Genomic DNA, 13,888 nt, shown 5'->3' on the forward strand with positions numbered 1-13,888 from the left:
AGTCCCTACGGCGCATTGCCGACGACCACCACCACACGCACGACGACCACTGCGGCAGGTTGCGCAGTTTTTAGTAGGGTCGAAGTGAAGATGGATGAAGTCATTGGGGACCTGTGTTTGGAATCATTGATTGAATTTATACAAACACAGGTTTTCGGATGTGACAATGGAAATATTTTCATCTGCGCAAAAATGCGTCAGGGATCACGTTTCAGTACGTTGCTCGCTCATTCCAGGTGTCACTATAGATGACATTGCCGTCGCAATGCTTCCAGGTGATTTTCTCGTAGCGTATGAGAACCGTTTCAAGGTGGGTTCCGGTGTTTGCGCCGGGATACAGGTCTGGTGTGATTGAGGTTATTTTCACATTCTCCAGGAAGATATTAAAATACTCCTGTTCAAAACCCGCCTCATTAATCTGATACATCTTAATAGTGGCTGACTTGAGCATTCTTCCCGTACTCAATGCGCGAAAGAGAAGCGGGGTTACACGATCAAATTCTTTTTGAAACATGATGGGCATGTGTATACGCGTACCCGTCAATTTCCCGGTATTCCCGTCGACCGGGACGTTGACATTATGAGTGAACGTTTTAAGTTCAATTGCACCTTCACGCCCTGACACAAGGCAAGGGCCAACCATGGGAGAACCATTTTCATCTGTTAAAAACAAATAAGCTGGGTTTGACATAAAAATCCTTTTAATAACATTTAATCGTATTTATCAAAGTGGCCAAAAATCATCGGGTGAACAATAATAAACACAACGATAGCAATGAATGTTAGTAAGACCCAGTGGTCAGGTACCAACCACAGGAACAAAGAGGCGCACGCAAAAATATAAACAGGGAATAATATATCCGTTAATAGAATTGATAACAGACTTTTAAACATGCTCCTTGCCCTTTAAGTCTTTATAAATTGCATCGAAATCCTTATAGAATCCCAACTGCACCTTCTTAATGAGTTCAGACAGGAAAGGCTCAAAAAAGTAGTAAAGCATCTCCAGTTGTGCGGCATAGAGGGTGGCGTAATACTTAGGGTCCAATGTTTTCAGGCGACGAGCAGCAAGAGCGCACTTCTGTTCCGTTCCAATCAATTGAAGCGCCATGACTACGTTAGGTACGCGGCGTGCAAGCCGTTCGACGACGATTTCAGACAGCAGGCCAGATTCGGAAAGGGATTTGGCCAGACCCCATGCTATCGCTAAACGCGCGGCCTTGCTGGTCGGTATGTTATTAACAAGCCCGGTTACTTTTGAATCCATCTTACGAACGCGATTGTTTTCATTTCCATTTTCAGAATCGGAAATAACACTTTCAAAATAAAGATATAGCATGTGAGCTATTACATCGCGATAACGGTAAAGCGAGAGAATTGAGAGGTACATTCTCTTTTCTTCTGAGAGAAGCTCGTCACACACATCGTGATAGCTGGGGATTAAGCATGATGAGTACCAACTTACACGCTCAATTCCTGAGTAAATATCAGAGCCGATCCCCTGTAATGCTTTCCATGTCCCTGCTACGCCCTGCTGTCCATAAATAGCCAACTGCCTGTCGCTTTGGAACTTCATCTTTAAATAATCAGATGCCTGCATAATGTATCCATACTATGCGCGTGGTTATAGATAGTACAATGAAAAATCGAATAATTCAAATTAAGGAGGGTTAACCCCGCAAATATTTAAGGAAAATATAAATTAGTTCATTATTATTTACTGCAATTATAGTCGATACCATTTTTTCACTTTCAGAAGAGTATTGATGTCTGGAATGAGTTTATGTATTGAGAGACGTAAACTTGTATAAGTGGCCTAGAACCAGAACCACTGCTTATTAGAACTTATTAAATTAATCATTGAATCATACTGCATGCCAGCCGCACCCATTGCCAATAAGTCAACAAGCACCTTTTCTGGGCTGCCCTGAAAACAAAAAACCCCGCCTAAGCGAGGTTTTTATCAGGGTTTTGCGGTTGGTTGCCGCAGAACACACTGTGTTACGTCAACGCGAAAAGTATACGCGATCGAAGACGAACGCGCAATTCCGGCACGGATTTTGACGTTTTTAAGTATGGATCGCCTTCCAAATTTTGTCCATAAAATACTGTTCATACATACAGTATTTATCTATACTGAGGGTGTTCGCAGTGAGCGAGGGGGCCGCAGTTTACCGGCGCAACGAAGTCCTGGCTGAAACGGGTGGTGCCGTCAGTGCCTTAACCCCTGAAGTGAGCACACTGTGTTACGTCAATCCAGGTGCTGGCCACAGGCGGCGGAAAGGTACGCCAGCATCGTGCTCCTTTTAACCAAAAGGAGACGCGTATGAGCGTCGTGGATATGGTCATACTTGTCCTCAAACTCATTGTTGCTGTATTGCAACTGCTTGATGCTGTCCTGAAATACGTTCGGTGATTCAGGTTCAAGTCGCACCTGAGAGGGGCGGGCAACCGCCCCTCTTTAATAACGAGGGAATGCTATGTCGCGTCTGTTAATTGAGCCCGTCACGCCCGATGAACCCGGGTATATCGCCCTGAAGGCGGAGAGTATCGCGTTGAATTTCAATATGCTGCGCAGGCTGGAAGAGAACTGGCAGCGGGGTGAAAACCGCTTTAACGCGCCGGGTGAAAAACTGCTGGGGGCGTTTCTTAACGGCAGGCTGGTGGGCGTGTGCGGCCTTAATCGCGATCCGTTCAGCCAGCAGCCGCGCGCCGGACGTATTCGTCATCTCTACGTCAGCGAGAAGTGCCGTGGGCAGGGTATAGGCAAACAGCTTTTGACCGTGGTGATGGCGGATGCCAGCATCTGGTTTGATTTTCTTAATACCCATGCGCCGGAAACCGCGTACGGATTTTACCATCGGGCGGGCTTCAGGCTGGTGTCAGACGAACCCCGGGTGACGCACCGCCTTTTTTGCGCAGTGTAAGCGGCTGGCAGCATCGACGGGTGAATGTTACAGTTGGATGACATTTCACCAACCGATACGCCATGACCATCACCGTTTTCTGCATTTTACTGTTCGCCGCACTGCTGCATGCCAGCTGGAACGCCATCGTTAAAGCCGGAACGGATAAACTCTACTCGGCGATCGGAGTCAGCGGTTCAGCCGCGCTTATTGCCCTGATTTTACTGCCCTTCTCTCCTCAGCCAACTGCCGCAAGCTGGCCATATTTGTTCGTCTCCTGTGCGTTACAGGTGGTGTACACCGTGCTGGTAGCGAAGACCTATCAGGTCTCCGACATGAGCCAGACCTACCCCCTTATGCGCGGGACGGCCCCTCTGCTGGTGGCGCTGATCAGCGTATTGGTGCTCGGGGATCATCTCTCCTGGCTTGCCTGGTCCGGCATTGGGGTCATTTGTCTGTCGATTCTGGCCATGGCGATGAACGGCCGCATGCAGTCACGCAAGGGGATCTGGCTGGCGCTGCTGAACGCCTGTTTTATCGCCGGGTATACCCTGGTGGACGGCACCGGTGTGCGACTCTCGGACACTGCGCTGGGCTATACGCTCTGGACCTTCTTCATGAACGGTTTCTGCCTGCTGAGCTGGGCAATGGTGGCGCGGCGTCGCGAAGCGTCCAGCTACCTGCGCCTGCACTGGAAAAAAGGGCTGCTCGGCGGTGTCGGGACGATGGGATCTTACGGTCTGGCACTCTGGGCGATGACCCAGGCACCGCTGGCTGTGGTCGCGGCACTGCGTGAAACCTCTATCCTCTTCGGCGCATTAATCGCATTTGTGCTTTTAAAAGAGAAGGTTGCCGGCCTGCGCATCGCGGCGGCACTGGGTATTGCTGCCGGTGCGGTCCTGCTGCGCCTGGCGTAATTCGCTGGCAACATTAGTTGCCGATCTTGTTTACAAATCCTGCCTTCACGCCTTCTGTCATTCATCACAGTAATGCTTAAATTGTCATCTCTCTGTGGTAGATTCCTCGCGCATTTATGGGAATGCGTAGTCACTTATTCTTTATTTATCTCTTTTGGCAAAAGTATTCAGCGACATGAAAAAGCAACGGAACGTGAACTTATTGTTGATGCTGGTGTTACTGGTGGCCGTCGGGCAGATGGCACAAACCATCTACATTCCGGCGATTGCCGATATGGCAAGAGATCTGAGCGTCCGCGAAGGTGCAGTCCAGAGCGTGATGGCAGCCTATCTGCTGACCTATGGCGTTTCACAGCTGGTTTATGGTCCCCTGTCCGATCGCGTCGGGCGTCGTCCGGTTATTCTGGTGGGCATGAGCATTTTCATGGTAGCGACGGTGATTGCCATTACCACTCACAGCCTGACCGTCCTGATTGCCGCCAGCGCCCTCCAGGGCGTGGGCACCGGCGTCGGCGGGGTTATGGCGCGTACCCTGCCGCGTGATATGTACCAGGGCACACAGCTTCGTCACGCCAACAGTCTGTTAAATATGGGTATTCTGGTCAGCCCGCTGCTGGCCCCGCTGATTGGGGGTCTGCTGGACACCGTCTGGTCCTGGCGCGCCTGTTACGCCTTCCTGCTGGTGCTGTGCATTATTGTCACCTTCAGCATGGCGCGCTGGATGCCGGAAACCCGCCCAAAAGACGCGCCGCGCACGAAGCTCATCGCCAGCTACAAAACGCTGTTCGGTAATGGGTCCTTTACCTGTTATCTGTTGATGCTAATCGGCGGCCTGGCGGGCATTGCGGTGTTTGAAGCCTGTTCCGGCGTGCTGCTGGGCGCAGGCCTTGGCCTGAGCAGTATGGTGGTGAGTATTCTGTTTATACTGCCGATCCCGGCGGCGTTCTTCGGCGCATGGTTCGCCGGACGTCCGAACAAGCGTTTCTCCACGCTGATGTGGCAGTCGGTGATCAGCTGTCTGCTGGCCGGGCTGATGATGTGGATCCCGGGGCTGTTTGACGTGATGTCGGTCTGGACGTTGCTCATCCCGGCGGCGCTGTTCTTCTTCGGCGCGGGCATGCTGTTTCCCCTCGCCACCAGCGGCGCGATGGAGCCGTTCCCGTTCCTCGCAGGCACAGCAGGCGCGCTGGTGGGCGGTTTGCAGAACATCGGTTCCGGCGCGCTGGCCTGGCTTTCGGCTATGATGCCGCAGACCGGGCAGGCGAGTTTAGGCTTGCTGATGACCCTGATGGGGCTGCTGATTTTGCTGTGCTGGCTGCCGCTGGCGTCGCGTGTCTCGCATCACGAACAGCCGGTTTAACCGCATGATGGCCCGGCTTCTCGCCGGGCTTTTCACAGACGGGCGCAATCATCGCCTGCAATAGCCGCTCTGGGGCAGGCCGCCACGCCCCCTCTTCCCCGTCATAAAACTGAACATCGGCGTTTATCGCATACGGGATGTTGGCCTGTTGCAGCTCGCACGCCATAAACGTGGCAAACGCCATCTGCGAGGCGGTTGGCGTCAGGCTTTTCGATTCGCCCACGCCCCAGCCGCCAACCCAGCTCACGTGCCCGGTTTTTTGCTGCCAGTGCAGCGCGGCGTTGATTCGGTTACGTATAGCCGCTTTCTCAGCCGCGGTTCCGGACGTCCACGGGTATTTGCCGTTCGTTTTCAGCGGACCCCAGGGGAAAATATGCCACTCCGCCAGCAGGTAATTCTGGCTGTGCGCGGGCAGCTTCAGGCTGGATAAATCCTCCGGCGCGGCGCGCAGACGAGGGGCGATAAAAATCATGCGGCTGGCATCAATGGCGTGAATGTCTTTGATCGCTTTCTCATACACCCGGTTGAGCGAAGCAACGTTGTGGTTGAGCTTGTCCGCCGGTTCGTAGATCAGGTCAAAGCCCAGCAACGGCGAGCGCTGACCAAAATAGTGCGCCACGGCAATCCACCAGTTAATCACCTCTTTTTCGGTATCCGCTTTCGGGTCGTTTTTATATTCATCGGCCTGATAAGCGATGATGGGGATGACGCCGTATTGCTCGCAGGCCTCCACCAGCTTACGCAGGTGAATCAGCCGCGCTTCCGTCGGTTCGCCCGCCACCCGAATACGGACATGGTGTATGCCTTTCGCCTGAAAATCACGGACCACCAGCGGGTCGAACTCGCGGATACCGCGCTCGGTGCGTGCCCAGTCGACATCCATTCCGACGCCCAGCATCTGCGCGTAACGGGCAGCCGTCAGCGGCGGCTCAGCGGCAATCGCCCAGCCGGAAGAGAGTAAGATCGCAGTGGCAATAAAAGGCTTTAACACGGTTTACCCTGGATAAATCAAAAGCATTACCTGTATTTAGCACGCTTTTTCACATTTGGTGTAGAGCGAAAGCGTAATAATTCTTCAACCCGCCAGTTCTCTTAGCCAGCCGATAAAGGCGTCAATTTTCGGCCACTGACGGCCGGGAAGCGTTGAGACGTAATAATGCTGATGGCACTTGAGAGTTTTCCCATCAAAGGGTGCGATCAACTCCCCTCGTTCGAGACGTTTTTGCACCAGCCGCTTTCTCCCCATCGCCACCCCCACATTATTCATGGCCGCGATAATGGCTAAATCAGAGCGATCGAAGCCAATACCCGATGATAACGGCATATTCGCCGCGTAATGCTGCGCCCAGCTCAGCCACTCATCCGTACCGGAATCATTGCTCCAGGCCTGACGGTCGTGCAGTAACGTGCAGTGGCTGAGGTTATGGGGGTTTTTCAGCAGTTCATGCTCCCGGGCATACGCCGGCGAGCAGACGGGCAAAATCTCTTCATCCATCAAAAAGTGATGAGAAAGGTGGTTTGGCGGCGTATCGTCGAAATAGAGCGCCAGATCGATGCCGGTTCGCTGCATGTTGACGTAATCATTACCAGTCAGAATAGTAAGTGAAATCGACGGGTAGCGGCGGGTAAAATCCCCCAGCATCGGCACCAGCCAGCACTGGGCGATCGACGGCCGGGAGTACACCGTTAGCGTACCTGACAGCGCCTGGTTTTTAATATCCAGGATCTCCTGATTCAGGGTGTCGAGGGACGATTTCAGCGTCCAGTAAACGCGCTTGCCTTCCTGCGTCAGCTCCACTTTACGGTGTGAGCGGACAAACAGCTGAATGCCCAGCTCCTCTTCCAGCAGGTTTATGCGGTGGCTCACCGCGCTGGGGCTGAGCGACAGTTCCGCCGCCGCCAGCGCGAAGGACTCATGCCGGGCGGCCACTTCAAAGGTGTACATTTTCGACAGTTGCCAGCCGTTTAACAGCCGGTTTCTGCCTTCATTCGCATCGGTCATCACAATTCCCACACGTAATTTCTGCGTTCAGCATACCGCTCAAGAATGAATTTATGTGAACCTAATACGAGTTAAGTGCGCTTTTTAGAGTCCAGTCACTCAGTTGATCCAATCTGGCTCATCTGAACGCCAATTTATATCGTTTGTCAGCCCACGCCGTTTTTTCGTCCAATACCCCCAGATGGCATAAGGGTGAGGTGAGATATGGGATCTCAGGTCTGGGTTGTGGCAACGCTGCTTGTCAGCATCGTATTGATTGTTTTAACCATCGTAAAACTGAAGTTTCACCCGTTCCTCGCGCTGCTGCTGGCAAGCTTTTTCGTCGGCGCGATGATGGGGATGAGCCCGCTGGATATGGTGAACGCCATTGAGAGCGGGATTGGCGGTACGCTGGGCTTCCTGGCGGCGGTTATCGGTCTTGGCACTATTCTCGGCAAAATGATGGAAGTCTCCGGCGCGGCAGAGCGCATCGGGATTACGTTGCAGCGCTGCCGCTGGTTGTCGGCGGACGTGATTATGGTCCTGGTCGGCCTGATCTGCGGCATTACGCTGTTTGTGGAAGTGGGCGTGGTACTGCTGATCCCGCTGGCGTTTTCCATCGCCAAAAAGACCAACGCGTCGCTGCTCAAGCTGGCCATTCCGCTCTGTACCGCACTAATGGCAGTGCACTGCGTGGTGCCTCCGCATCCGGCCGCGCTGTTTGTCACCAATAAATTAGGGGCGGACGTCGGGACGGTGATTGTCTACGGTCTGATGGTGGGCCTGATGGCGTCTCTGGTTGGCGGCCCGCTGTTCCTGAAGCTGCTCGGCGATCGTCTGCCCTATAAGCCGGTTCCGGCGGAATTTTCAGACCTGAAGGTGCGGGAAGAACACACGCTGCCGTCGCTGGGCGCCACGCTGTTCACGGTGCTGCTGCCGATTGCCCTGATGCTGGTGAAAACCATTGCCGAGCTGAACATGGCAAAAGAAGGCTCGCTGTATACCCTGCTGGAGTTTATCGGCAACCCTATCACCGCGATGTTTATCGCCGTGTTTTTTGCCTACTACCTGCTGGGGATCCGCCAGCACATGGGCATGGGCGCAATGCTGACCCATACGGAGCACGGCTTTGGCTCTATCGCCAACATTTTGCTGATTATCGGTGCGGGCGGCGCGTTCAACGCCATCCTTAAAACCAGCGGTCTGGCGGAGACGCTGGCGCATATTCTCTCGAACCTGCATATGCACCCTATCCTTCTCGCCTGGCTGGTGGCACTGGTGCTGCACGCCGCCGTGGGTTCGGCAACGGTAGCGATGATGGGTGCCACGGCGATAGTGGCGCCGATCCTGCCGCTCTACCCGAACGTAAGCCCGGAGATCATCACCATTGCCATCGGGTCCGGCGCTATTGGCTGCACGATCGTGACCGATTCTCTCTTCTGGCTGGTGAAGCAATACTGCGGCGCGACCCTGAACCAGACCTTCAAATACTATACGACGGCGACGTTTATCGCCTCGGTGCTTGCACTTGGCGGCACATTCCTGCTTTCTTTCATTATCTGAGCGCGAAGAGACGTATTATGGAAAACGCAACTATCACTACTTTAACCGCACAGTTTCCTCTGGTTGAGGATCTGATTGCCCTGAAAGAAACCACCTGGCTTAACCCGCGCACCACGACGCTGGCGGAAGGATTGCCGTATGTCGGGCTGACCAAAGCCGACGTGGACGACGCGCACGCGCGCCTGAAACGCTTCGCGCCGTATCTGGAGAAAGCGTTCCCGGAAACGGCGGCAACGGGCGGGATTATCGAATCCGACCTGGTCGCGATCCCGGCGATGCAGGCGCGGCTGGAGAAAGAGTCCGGTAAGGCCATTCCAGGCACGCTGCTGCTAAAAAAAGACAGCCATCTGCCGATCTCCGGCTCGATCAAAGCGCGCGGCGGCATCTATGAGGTGCTGACCCACGCGGAGAAACTGGCGCTGGACGCCGGACTGCTGAGCGTCGAAGACGACTACAGCATCCTGCTGGAGCCGCGCTTTAAGGATTTCTTCAGCCAGTACAGCATCGCGGTGGGCTCAACCGGCAACCTCGGGATGTCCATCGGCATTATGAGCGCCCGCATTGGCTTTAAGGTGACGGTGCATATGTCCGCCGACGCCCGCGAGTGGAAGAAAGCCAAACTGCGCAGCCACGGCGTGATCGTCGTGGAATATGAGCAGGATTACGGCGTGGCGGTGGAGCAGGGACGCAAAGCGGCGGAAAGCGATCCGAACTGCTTCTTCATTGACGATGAAAACTCCCGTACGCTGTTCCTGGGCTATGCGGTGGCGGGCGAGCGCCTGAAGGCGCAGTTTGCCGAGCAGGGCCGCGTGGTGGATGCCGATCATCCCCTGTACGTCTACCTGCCGTGCGGCGTCGGCGGTGGCCCCGGCGGCGTGGCATTTGGCCTGAAGCTGGCCTTTGGCGATAACGTCCACTGCTTCTTCGCGGAGCCAACGCACTCCCCGTGCATGCTGCTGGGCGTTTACACCGGCCTGCACGATGAGATTGCCGTGCAGGATCTGGGCATTGATAACGTGACGGCGGCGGACGGGCTGGCGGTAGGGCGTGCCTCCGGCTTCGTGGGCCGCGCGATGGAACGCCTGCTTGACGGGTTCTACACCCTTTCCGACCAGAGCATGTACGACATGCTCGGCTGGCTGGCTCAGGAGGAAGGGATTCGCCTGGAGCCGTCGGCGCTGGCGGGGATGGCCGGGCCGCTGCGCGTGCAGGCGGATGCCAACCCCACGCACCTGGTCTGGGCGACCGGCGGCGGCATGGTGCCGGAGGATGAGATGGCGAAGTATTTAGCTAAAGGGAAGTAATTATGCCGGGTGGCGGCTACGCCTTACCCGGCCTACAGTTCGCGGCAGTTGTAGGCCCGGTAAGGCGCAGCCGCCACCGGGCTTATAAGCTCATAATTTGCTGAATGTGAGTAACTGCAAAGAGTAAAGACAGAGATAGCACAGCCAACGCAATCAGGAACTTATCCCGCACCGCTTTCGGCTGCGCAAAGTCGTTCTGCGCCACGTCCATCAGGTTACGGCTGCGGGTGTAGCGCCATAAAATGACGGCTACCAGCGCCAGCACAACAATTGAGATCCAGAATGGCGCCCCCGTGCGGTGCCAGTTGTGCTTAATGGCAAGAGCGATCAGCGCGCCATACCCCAGCAGCGTGCGCAGCCAGGCCAGCGAGGTTCGCTCCGGCTGAAGCCCGGAGTCCGCTTCCCGCCGTGCTTTGCGGCTATCCGGCATACAACACCAGTAACATCACTACGCCCGCAACCATCAGCAAAATCGTACTAATGATGAGCAAGCCGCGCGTGTAGGGGAGATCCTGCTTCAGACGCATCGCCTTTTCATTTCTAAGCCAGCGCAGATAGCCATAAATCGCCAGCACACCGGCAATCAGGCACAGCAGCAGGGCCAGCACTTCGCGAATCAACGGGGTGGCAAAATCGGGGGCGAGCTGATCAAGACCGACACCTGCGGCCAGAAAGCCCAGGGCGGTGCGGATCCACGCTAAGAACGTGCGTTCGTTAGCCAGTGAGAAGCGGTAGTCCGGTGCTTCACCGAGGCGGGAAATGTTCATGAAGGTTCCTTGTCGTGCTGCATGCAGGCTTCAGCATAGCGTAATTCAGCCAGGACAAGGAGACCGGCATCTGGCGATGCCGGTCAGGAAAATTAATGCAGTTCCGGCCAGTACTCTTTGTTGGCTTCAATCAGATCGTCCAGAATCGCCTTCGCCACCGACGCGCTCGGTACGGTTTTCGACAGGGTAATCGCCTGCCAGAGTTTCTGATACGAGCGCTGCTCCCAGGCGTCCACCACCAGTTTTTCCACTGCCACCTGCTGGCTCATGAGCCCTTTCTGGAAGTGCGGAATATCACCCACGGTCAGCGGCTCCGGTCCGTTGTGGCCGACCAGACACGGAATTTCTACCATCGCGTCGGCGTCAAAATTATGGATAGCCCCATTGTTAGGCACAATCAGCAGCATGCGTTCCTGGGTATTAAAGGCGATCGCGGTCGCCAGATCGACGATGTACGACGCATGTTCGTCGATTTCCAGTTCACCGGCAGAAGAATGACCGGCTTCGATAATCGCCCGGCATGAACTGAATACATGCTTCTCACGGTGATCCATCACTTCATTGGCGCGGGTACGCTCCGGGTTGGAATGGGCGACCACATAGTCCGGGAACAGGTAATACTTCAGGTAGGTGTTCGGCATGGTGTCCGGATCCAGCGCCTGTACGTCTTTAGCCTTGGCGAAAGTATCATTCCAGCTCGCTTCAGTATGCGCATCTTCCGAAGGCGGAACATAACCGTTTTTCGCCACGTATTCGCGCAGTTTCGGCATCAGATCGTTGCCGTTCAGATCTTCAATCGACGTCCACCAGCCGAAGTGGTTCAGACCGTAGTAACGCACGCGCATCTCTTTGCGATCTTTCAGGCCGACGATTTGCGCCATACGTCCTTCAATGCCGATCGGCATGTCGCAGATGTTGAGAATTTTCGCGTTCGGACGCAGGCGGCGCGTGGCTTCCGCAACAATCGCCGCCGGGTTGGAGTAGTTCAGCATCCACGCGTTCGGGGAGTACTGCTCCATGTAATCCACCAGCTCCAGCACGCCGCCGATGGAGCGCATGCCGTAGGAGATGCCGCCCGGCCCGCACGTTTCCTGGCCCAGCACGCCGTGGCGCAGCGGGATTTTTTCATCTTTTTCACGCATGGGGTATTTGCCCACGCGAATATGCGCCATCACGAAATCCACATCGGTAAAGGCCGCTTCAGGATCGGTGGTGTAACTAAATTCAATCTCCGGCGCCTGCTCCTTAAGGATGATTTTGCACGCCTCGGCGATGATCTCCTGACGTGCTCCGTCATTGTCATAGAACTTCAGCGCACGCAGCGGGAAACGGTCACGGTTGGCTAACAGCATCAGGACGATACCAGGCGTGAATGTACTGCCGCCGCCTGCAATAACAACTGAGAATTTTTTCATGATATAGCCTCTGTCAGAGTGGTTTGTTCGTTTGTTAAAGGGGTTTTCATCAGCGATTCCAGCTGGTCGCGCACCTGAGGAACGTGCAGACCGACAATCACCTGTATGCCGTTGCCGCGCCGCACCACACCGTGTGCGCCCAGGGCTTTGAAGACGTCGTCGCTTTGGGTTTTCGTCATATCCACCAGGGCGATACGCAAGCGGGTGGCGCAGTTATTGATACTTTCGATGTTTGCTGCACCGCCGAGCGCCTGTAAGAACCCAGCAGCCTGCCCGACCTGCTGGCTGGCTGCCGCCGGGGCGGTGGTTTGCCCGCGCGCGGCCTTATAGTCGGCTTTGTTGTAGAGTTTGATTTCGCTCTCTTCCCGGCCCGGCGTTTTGAGATTCAGACGTTCGATAAGCGTCCTGAAAACCACGAAATAGAGAGCGGTGAAGCAGAGGCCGATGCCAATCTGGGTGAATACCGTCGAGGCGTGGTTATGGAACATCGGGATCCAGTTTTGCGGCAGGAACTGGTCCAGCAGACCGCCCCCCATGTTCCCCACCACCCCGAAGGTATACATCACCGTCGCCATCGTTGCGGCCAGCACGGCGTGGATGGCAAACAGCAACGGCGAGATAAACAGGAAGGTGAACTCCAGCGGTTCGGTAATGCCCACCAGCACGGCGGTAAGCGTGGCCGGGATCAGCAGACCTGCCACTTTGACGCGGTTCTCCGGCGACGCGGTATACCAGATAGCCAGCGCAATACCGACTGAGCCAAACACCTTAGAGTTGCCGTGCAGCGCGAATCCGCCCTCCGGGAACAGCGTTTTCAGCGGCACAGTGCTCTGGCTGAATTCCTGAAGGTGCTGTGCCCAGTAGACCTGAATGCCGCCTTCTACCGCAGCCGGGCCGAAGATAAACGGGCCGTAGACAAAGTGGTGTAATCCGGTTGGGATCAGAATGCGTTCCAGGAAGGTATAAACCCATACGCCCAGCGCGCCAGCGGTACGTAGAAAGGCCTGCAACGACTCAATGCCCATCTGCACTTTCGGCCATCCCAGCAGCGTCAGCCAGGCGCAAGGGATCATGACGAAGAACGCGAGGATAACGACAAACGAGGTGCCCTGGAAAATCCCCAGAAAGACCGGCAACGGCTTGTCGAAAAATCGGTTGTGGATGGCGGTGACGAGCCCGGAAATGATAATCGCCCCGATGATGCTGGTATCAAGCGTTTTGATTCCGGCAATCATCGCCAGCCCGCTGCCGGCAGTGGGTTCAGCAGAGAAGTCGACGCCAAAGAAGTGACCCCAGGTCATCCCCATCGCGTTGATAAAGTAGTTCCAGGTCAGGAAGCTAATCAGCACCGCCAGACAGGCGCGGCCCTGCGCCTGCTTTGCCAGGCCAATCGGTAAGCCGACAGCAAAAATCAGCGGCATATTTCGGAACACCGCCCAGCCGCCCTCTTCGATGATGTGAACAATTTGCGCGAACAGATTATCCGGCGCGGTTAAGGCCTCACCGACAAACAGCGGATTGCGAAGCATGATGGCGATCCCAACCACGATCCCGGCAAAGGGAAACAGCAAAACCGGGGTGAACATGGCGCCGCCAAAACGTTGTATTTGACTGAGCATTTTTAAATCCTCATGAAACAACCTGTAGGGGATAGAGGCCTTTATGGTTTTTTACT

At 55.2% G+C, this 13,888-nt stretch carries 14 protein-coding genes and 1 pseudogene; 6 read left to right on the forward strand and 9 right to left on the reverse strand.

All coding sequences use genetic code 11. From position 1 onward, the window contains the following. Window positions 1-5 precede the first annotated feature (5 nt). The 3 genes from ivbL to SK58_RS01810 all read right to left on the reverse strand — a co-directional run bounded on the left by ivbL (window position 6) and on the right by SK58_RS01810 (window position 1,600). Complete coding sequence (ivbL, locus tag SK58_RS22795) at window positions 6-104, reverse strand: ilvB operon leader peptide IvbL (RefSeq protein ID WP_057979964.1); 99 nt, start codon at window positions 102-104, stop codon at window positions 6-8. A gap of 107 nt (window positions 105-211) precedes the next feature. Further along, on the reverse strand, window positions 212-691 hold the full coding sequence (locus SK58_RS01800; protein ID WP_047734912.1) for an Hcp family type VI secretion system effector: 480 nt from the start codon (window positions 689-691) through the stop codon (window positions 212-214). A 195-nt stretch (window positions 692-886) separates the two neighbouring features. Then, on the reverse strand, window positions 887-1,600 hold the full coding sequence (locus SK58_RS01810) for a hypothetical protein (RefSeq protein ID WP_033487021.1): 714 nt from the start codon (window positions 1,598-1,600) through the stop codon (window positions 887-889). A gap of 726 nt (window positions 1,601-2,326) precedes the next feature. Here SK58_RS01810 and tisB point away from each other — a divergent pair. The 4 genes from tisB (at window position 2,327) to emrD (ending at window position 5,183) form a co-directional block, all read left to right on the forward strand. Further along, a complete protein-coding gene (gene tisB / locus SK58_RS22025) occupies window positions 2,327-2,416 on the forward strand; it encodes a type I toxin-antitoxin system toxin TisB (protein ID WP_017383683.1) in 90 nt (29 codons plus the stop codon). Between the two features lie 64 nt (window positions 2,417-2,480). Beyond that, window positions 2,481-2,927, forward strand: a complete 447-nt coding sequence (locus tag SK58_RS01820) for a GNAT family N-acetyltransferase (protein ID WP_003861064.1) — start codon at window positions 2,481-2,483, stop codon at window positions 2,925-2,927. Window positions 2,928-2,989: 62 nt separating this feature from the next. Further along, a complete protein-coding gene (locus SK58_RS01825) occupies window positions 2,990-3,823 on the forward strand; it encodes a DMT family transporter (protein ID WP_015570117.1) in 834 nt (277 codons plus the stop codon). Window positions 3,824-3,998: 175 nt separating this feature from the next. Then, window positions 3,999-5,183 carry a multidrug efflux MFS transporter EmrD gene (gene emrD, locus SK58_RS01830; RefSeq protein ID WP_047737387.1) on the forward strand — a complete coding sequence of 395 codons (1,185 nt, stop codon included), beginning with the start codon at window positions 3,999-4,001 and terminating at the stop codon, window positions 5,181-5,183. On the opposite strand, the pseudogene SK58_RS22030 reads toward emrD, so the two are convergent. Next, window positions 5,089-6,174, reverse strand: a pseudogene (locus SK58_RS22030) (cellulase family glycosylhydrolase); the annotation flags it as partial. The gene emrD and the pseudogene SK58_RS22030 sit on opposite strands and share 95 nt — an antisense overlap. An 84-nt stretch (window positions 6,175-6,258) precedes the next feature. Next, window positions 6,259-7,185: a DNA-binding transcriptional regulator DsdC gene (dsdC, locus tag SK58_RS01835; RefSeq protein ID WP_023302824.1), complete on the reverse strand. Its 927-nt coding sequence runs from the start codon at window positions 7,183-7,185 to the stop codon at window positions 6,259-6,261. Between the two features lie 204 nt (window positions 7,186-7,389). Between dsdC and dsdX the strand changes: the two genes are divergently transcribed. Further along, window positions 7,390-8,727: a D-serine transporter DsdX gene (gene dsdX, locus SK58_RS01840; RefSeq protein ID WP_048219291.1), complete on the forward strand. Its 1,338-nt coding sequence runs from the start codon at window positions 7,390-7,392 to the stop codon at window positions 8,725-8,727. A 17-nt stretch (window positions 8,728-8,744) separates the two neighbouring features. Beyond that, the gene (gene dsdA / locus SK58_RS01845; RefSeq protein ID WP_048219293.1) at window positions 8,745-10,031 is read left to right on the forward strand and encodes a D-serine ammonia-lyase; all 1,287 of its coding nucleotides are present in this window, start codon (window positions 8,745-8,747) and stop codon (window positions 10,029-10,031) included. Window positions 10,032-10,113: 82 nt separating this feature from the next. Here dsdA and SK58_RS01850 read toward each other — a convergent pair whose 3' ends face one another. From SK58_RS01850 to SK58_RS01865, 4 genes are all read right to left on the reverse strand, one after another. Continuing rightward, window positions 10,114-10,461 carry a DUF202 domain-containing protein gene (locus tag SK58_RS01850; RefSeq protein ID WP_015570122.1) on the reverse strand — a complete coding sequence of 116 codons (348 nt, stop codon included), beginning with the start codon at window positions 10,459-10,461 and terminating at the stop codon, window positions 10,114-10,116. Next, window positions 10,451-10,798, reverse strand: a complete 348-nt coding sequence (locus SK58_RS01855; protein ID WP_003861080.1) for a YidH family protein — start codon at window positions 10,796-10,798, stop codon at window positions 10,451-10,453. Before SK58_RS01855 ends, SK58_RS01850 begins: the two co-directional genes overlap by 11 nt. 92 nt (window positions 10,799-10,890) lie before the next feature. Continuing rightward, on the reverse strand, window positions 10,891-12,213 hold the full coding sequence (locus tag SK58_RS01860) for a 6-phospho-alpha-glucosidase (protein WP_015570123.1): 1,323 nt from the start codon (window positions 12,211-12,213) through the stop codon (window positions 10,891-10,893). Beyond that, the gene (locus tag SK58_RS01865; RefSeq protein WP_015570124.1) at window positions 12,210-13,832 is read right to left on the reverse strand and encodes an alpha-glucoside-specific PTS transporter subunit IIBC; all 1,623 of its coding nucleotides are present in this window, start codon (window positions 13,830-13,832) and stop codon (window positions 12,210-12,212) included. The genes SK58_RS01860 and SK58_RS01865 overlap by 4 nt, the downstream gene beginning before the upstream one ends. Between the last annotated feature and the right edge of the window lie 56 nt (window positions 13,833-13,888).

The organism is Enterobacter sp. BIDMC93, assembly GCF_001037805.1.
Taxonomy (GTDB): domain Bacteria; phylum Pseudomonadota; class Gammaproteobacteria; order Enterobacterales; family Enterobacteriaceae; genus Enterobacter; species Enterobacter hormaechei_C.

Bases quoted from the DNA above. Each gene is read 5' to 3' on its own strand.
- ivbL (WP_057979964.1), bottom strand. From the start codon at position 104: ATGACTTCATCCATCTTCACTTCGACCCTACTAAAAACTGCGCAACCT.
- SK58_RS01800 (WP_047734912.1), bottom strand. From the start codon at position 691: ATGTCAAACCCAGCTTATTTGTTTTTAACAGATGAAAATGGTTCTCCC.
- SK58_RS01810 (WP_033487021.1), bottom strand. From the start codon at position 1,600: ATGCAGGCATCTGATTATTTAAAGATGAAGTTCCAAAGCGACAGGCAG.
- tisB (WP_017383683.1), top strand. From the start codon at position 2,327: ATGAGCGTCGTGGATATGGTCATACTTGTCCTCAAACTCATTGTTGCT.
- SK58_RS01820 (WP_003861064.1), top strand. From the start codon at position 2,481: ATGTCGCGTCTGTTAATTGAGCCCGTCACGCCCGATGAACCCGGGTAT.
- SK58_RS01825 (WP_015570117.1), top strand. From the start codon at position 2,990: ATGACCATCACCGTTTTCTGCATTTTACTGTTCGCCGCACTGCTGCAT.
- emrD (WP_047737387.1), top strand. From the start codon at position 3,999: ATGAAAAAGCAACGGAACGTGAACTTATTGTTGATGCTGGTGTTACTG.
- dsdC (WP_023302824.1), bottom strand. From the start codon at position 7,185: ATGACCGATGCGAATGAAGGCAGAAACCGGCTGTTAAACGGCTGGCAA.
- dsdX (WP_048219291.1), top strand. From the start codon at position 7,390: ATGGGATCTCAGGTCTGGGTTGTGGCAACGCTGCTTGTCAGCATCGTA.
- dsdA (WP_048219293.1), top strand. From the start codon at position 8,745: ATGGAAAACGCAACTATCACTACTTTAACCGCACAGTTTCCTCTGGTT.
- SK58_RS01850 (WP_015570122.1), bottom strand. From the start codon at position 10,461: ATGCCGGATAGCCGCAAAGCACGGCGGGAAGCGGACTCCGGGCTTCAG.
- SK58_RS01855 (WP_003861080.1), bottom strand. From the start codon at position 10,798: ATGAACATTTCCCGCCTCGGTGAAGCACCGGACTACCGCTTCTCACTG.
- SK58_RS01860 (WP_015570123.1), bottom strand. From the start codon at position 12,213: ATGAAAAAATTCTCAGTTGTTATTGCAGGCGGCGGCAGTACATTCACG.
- SK58_RS01865 (WP_015570124.1), bottom strand. From the start codon at position 13,832: ATGCTCAGTCAAATACAACGTTTTGGCGGCGCCATGTTCACCCCGGTT.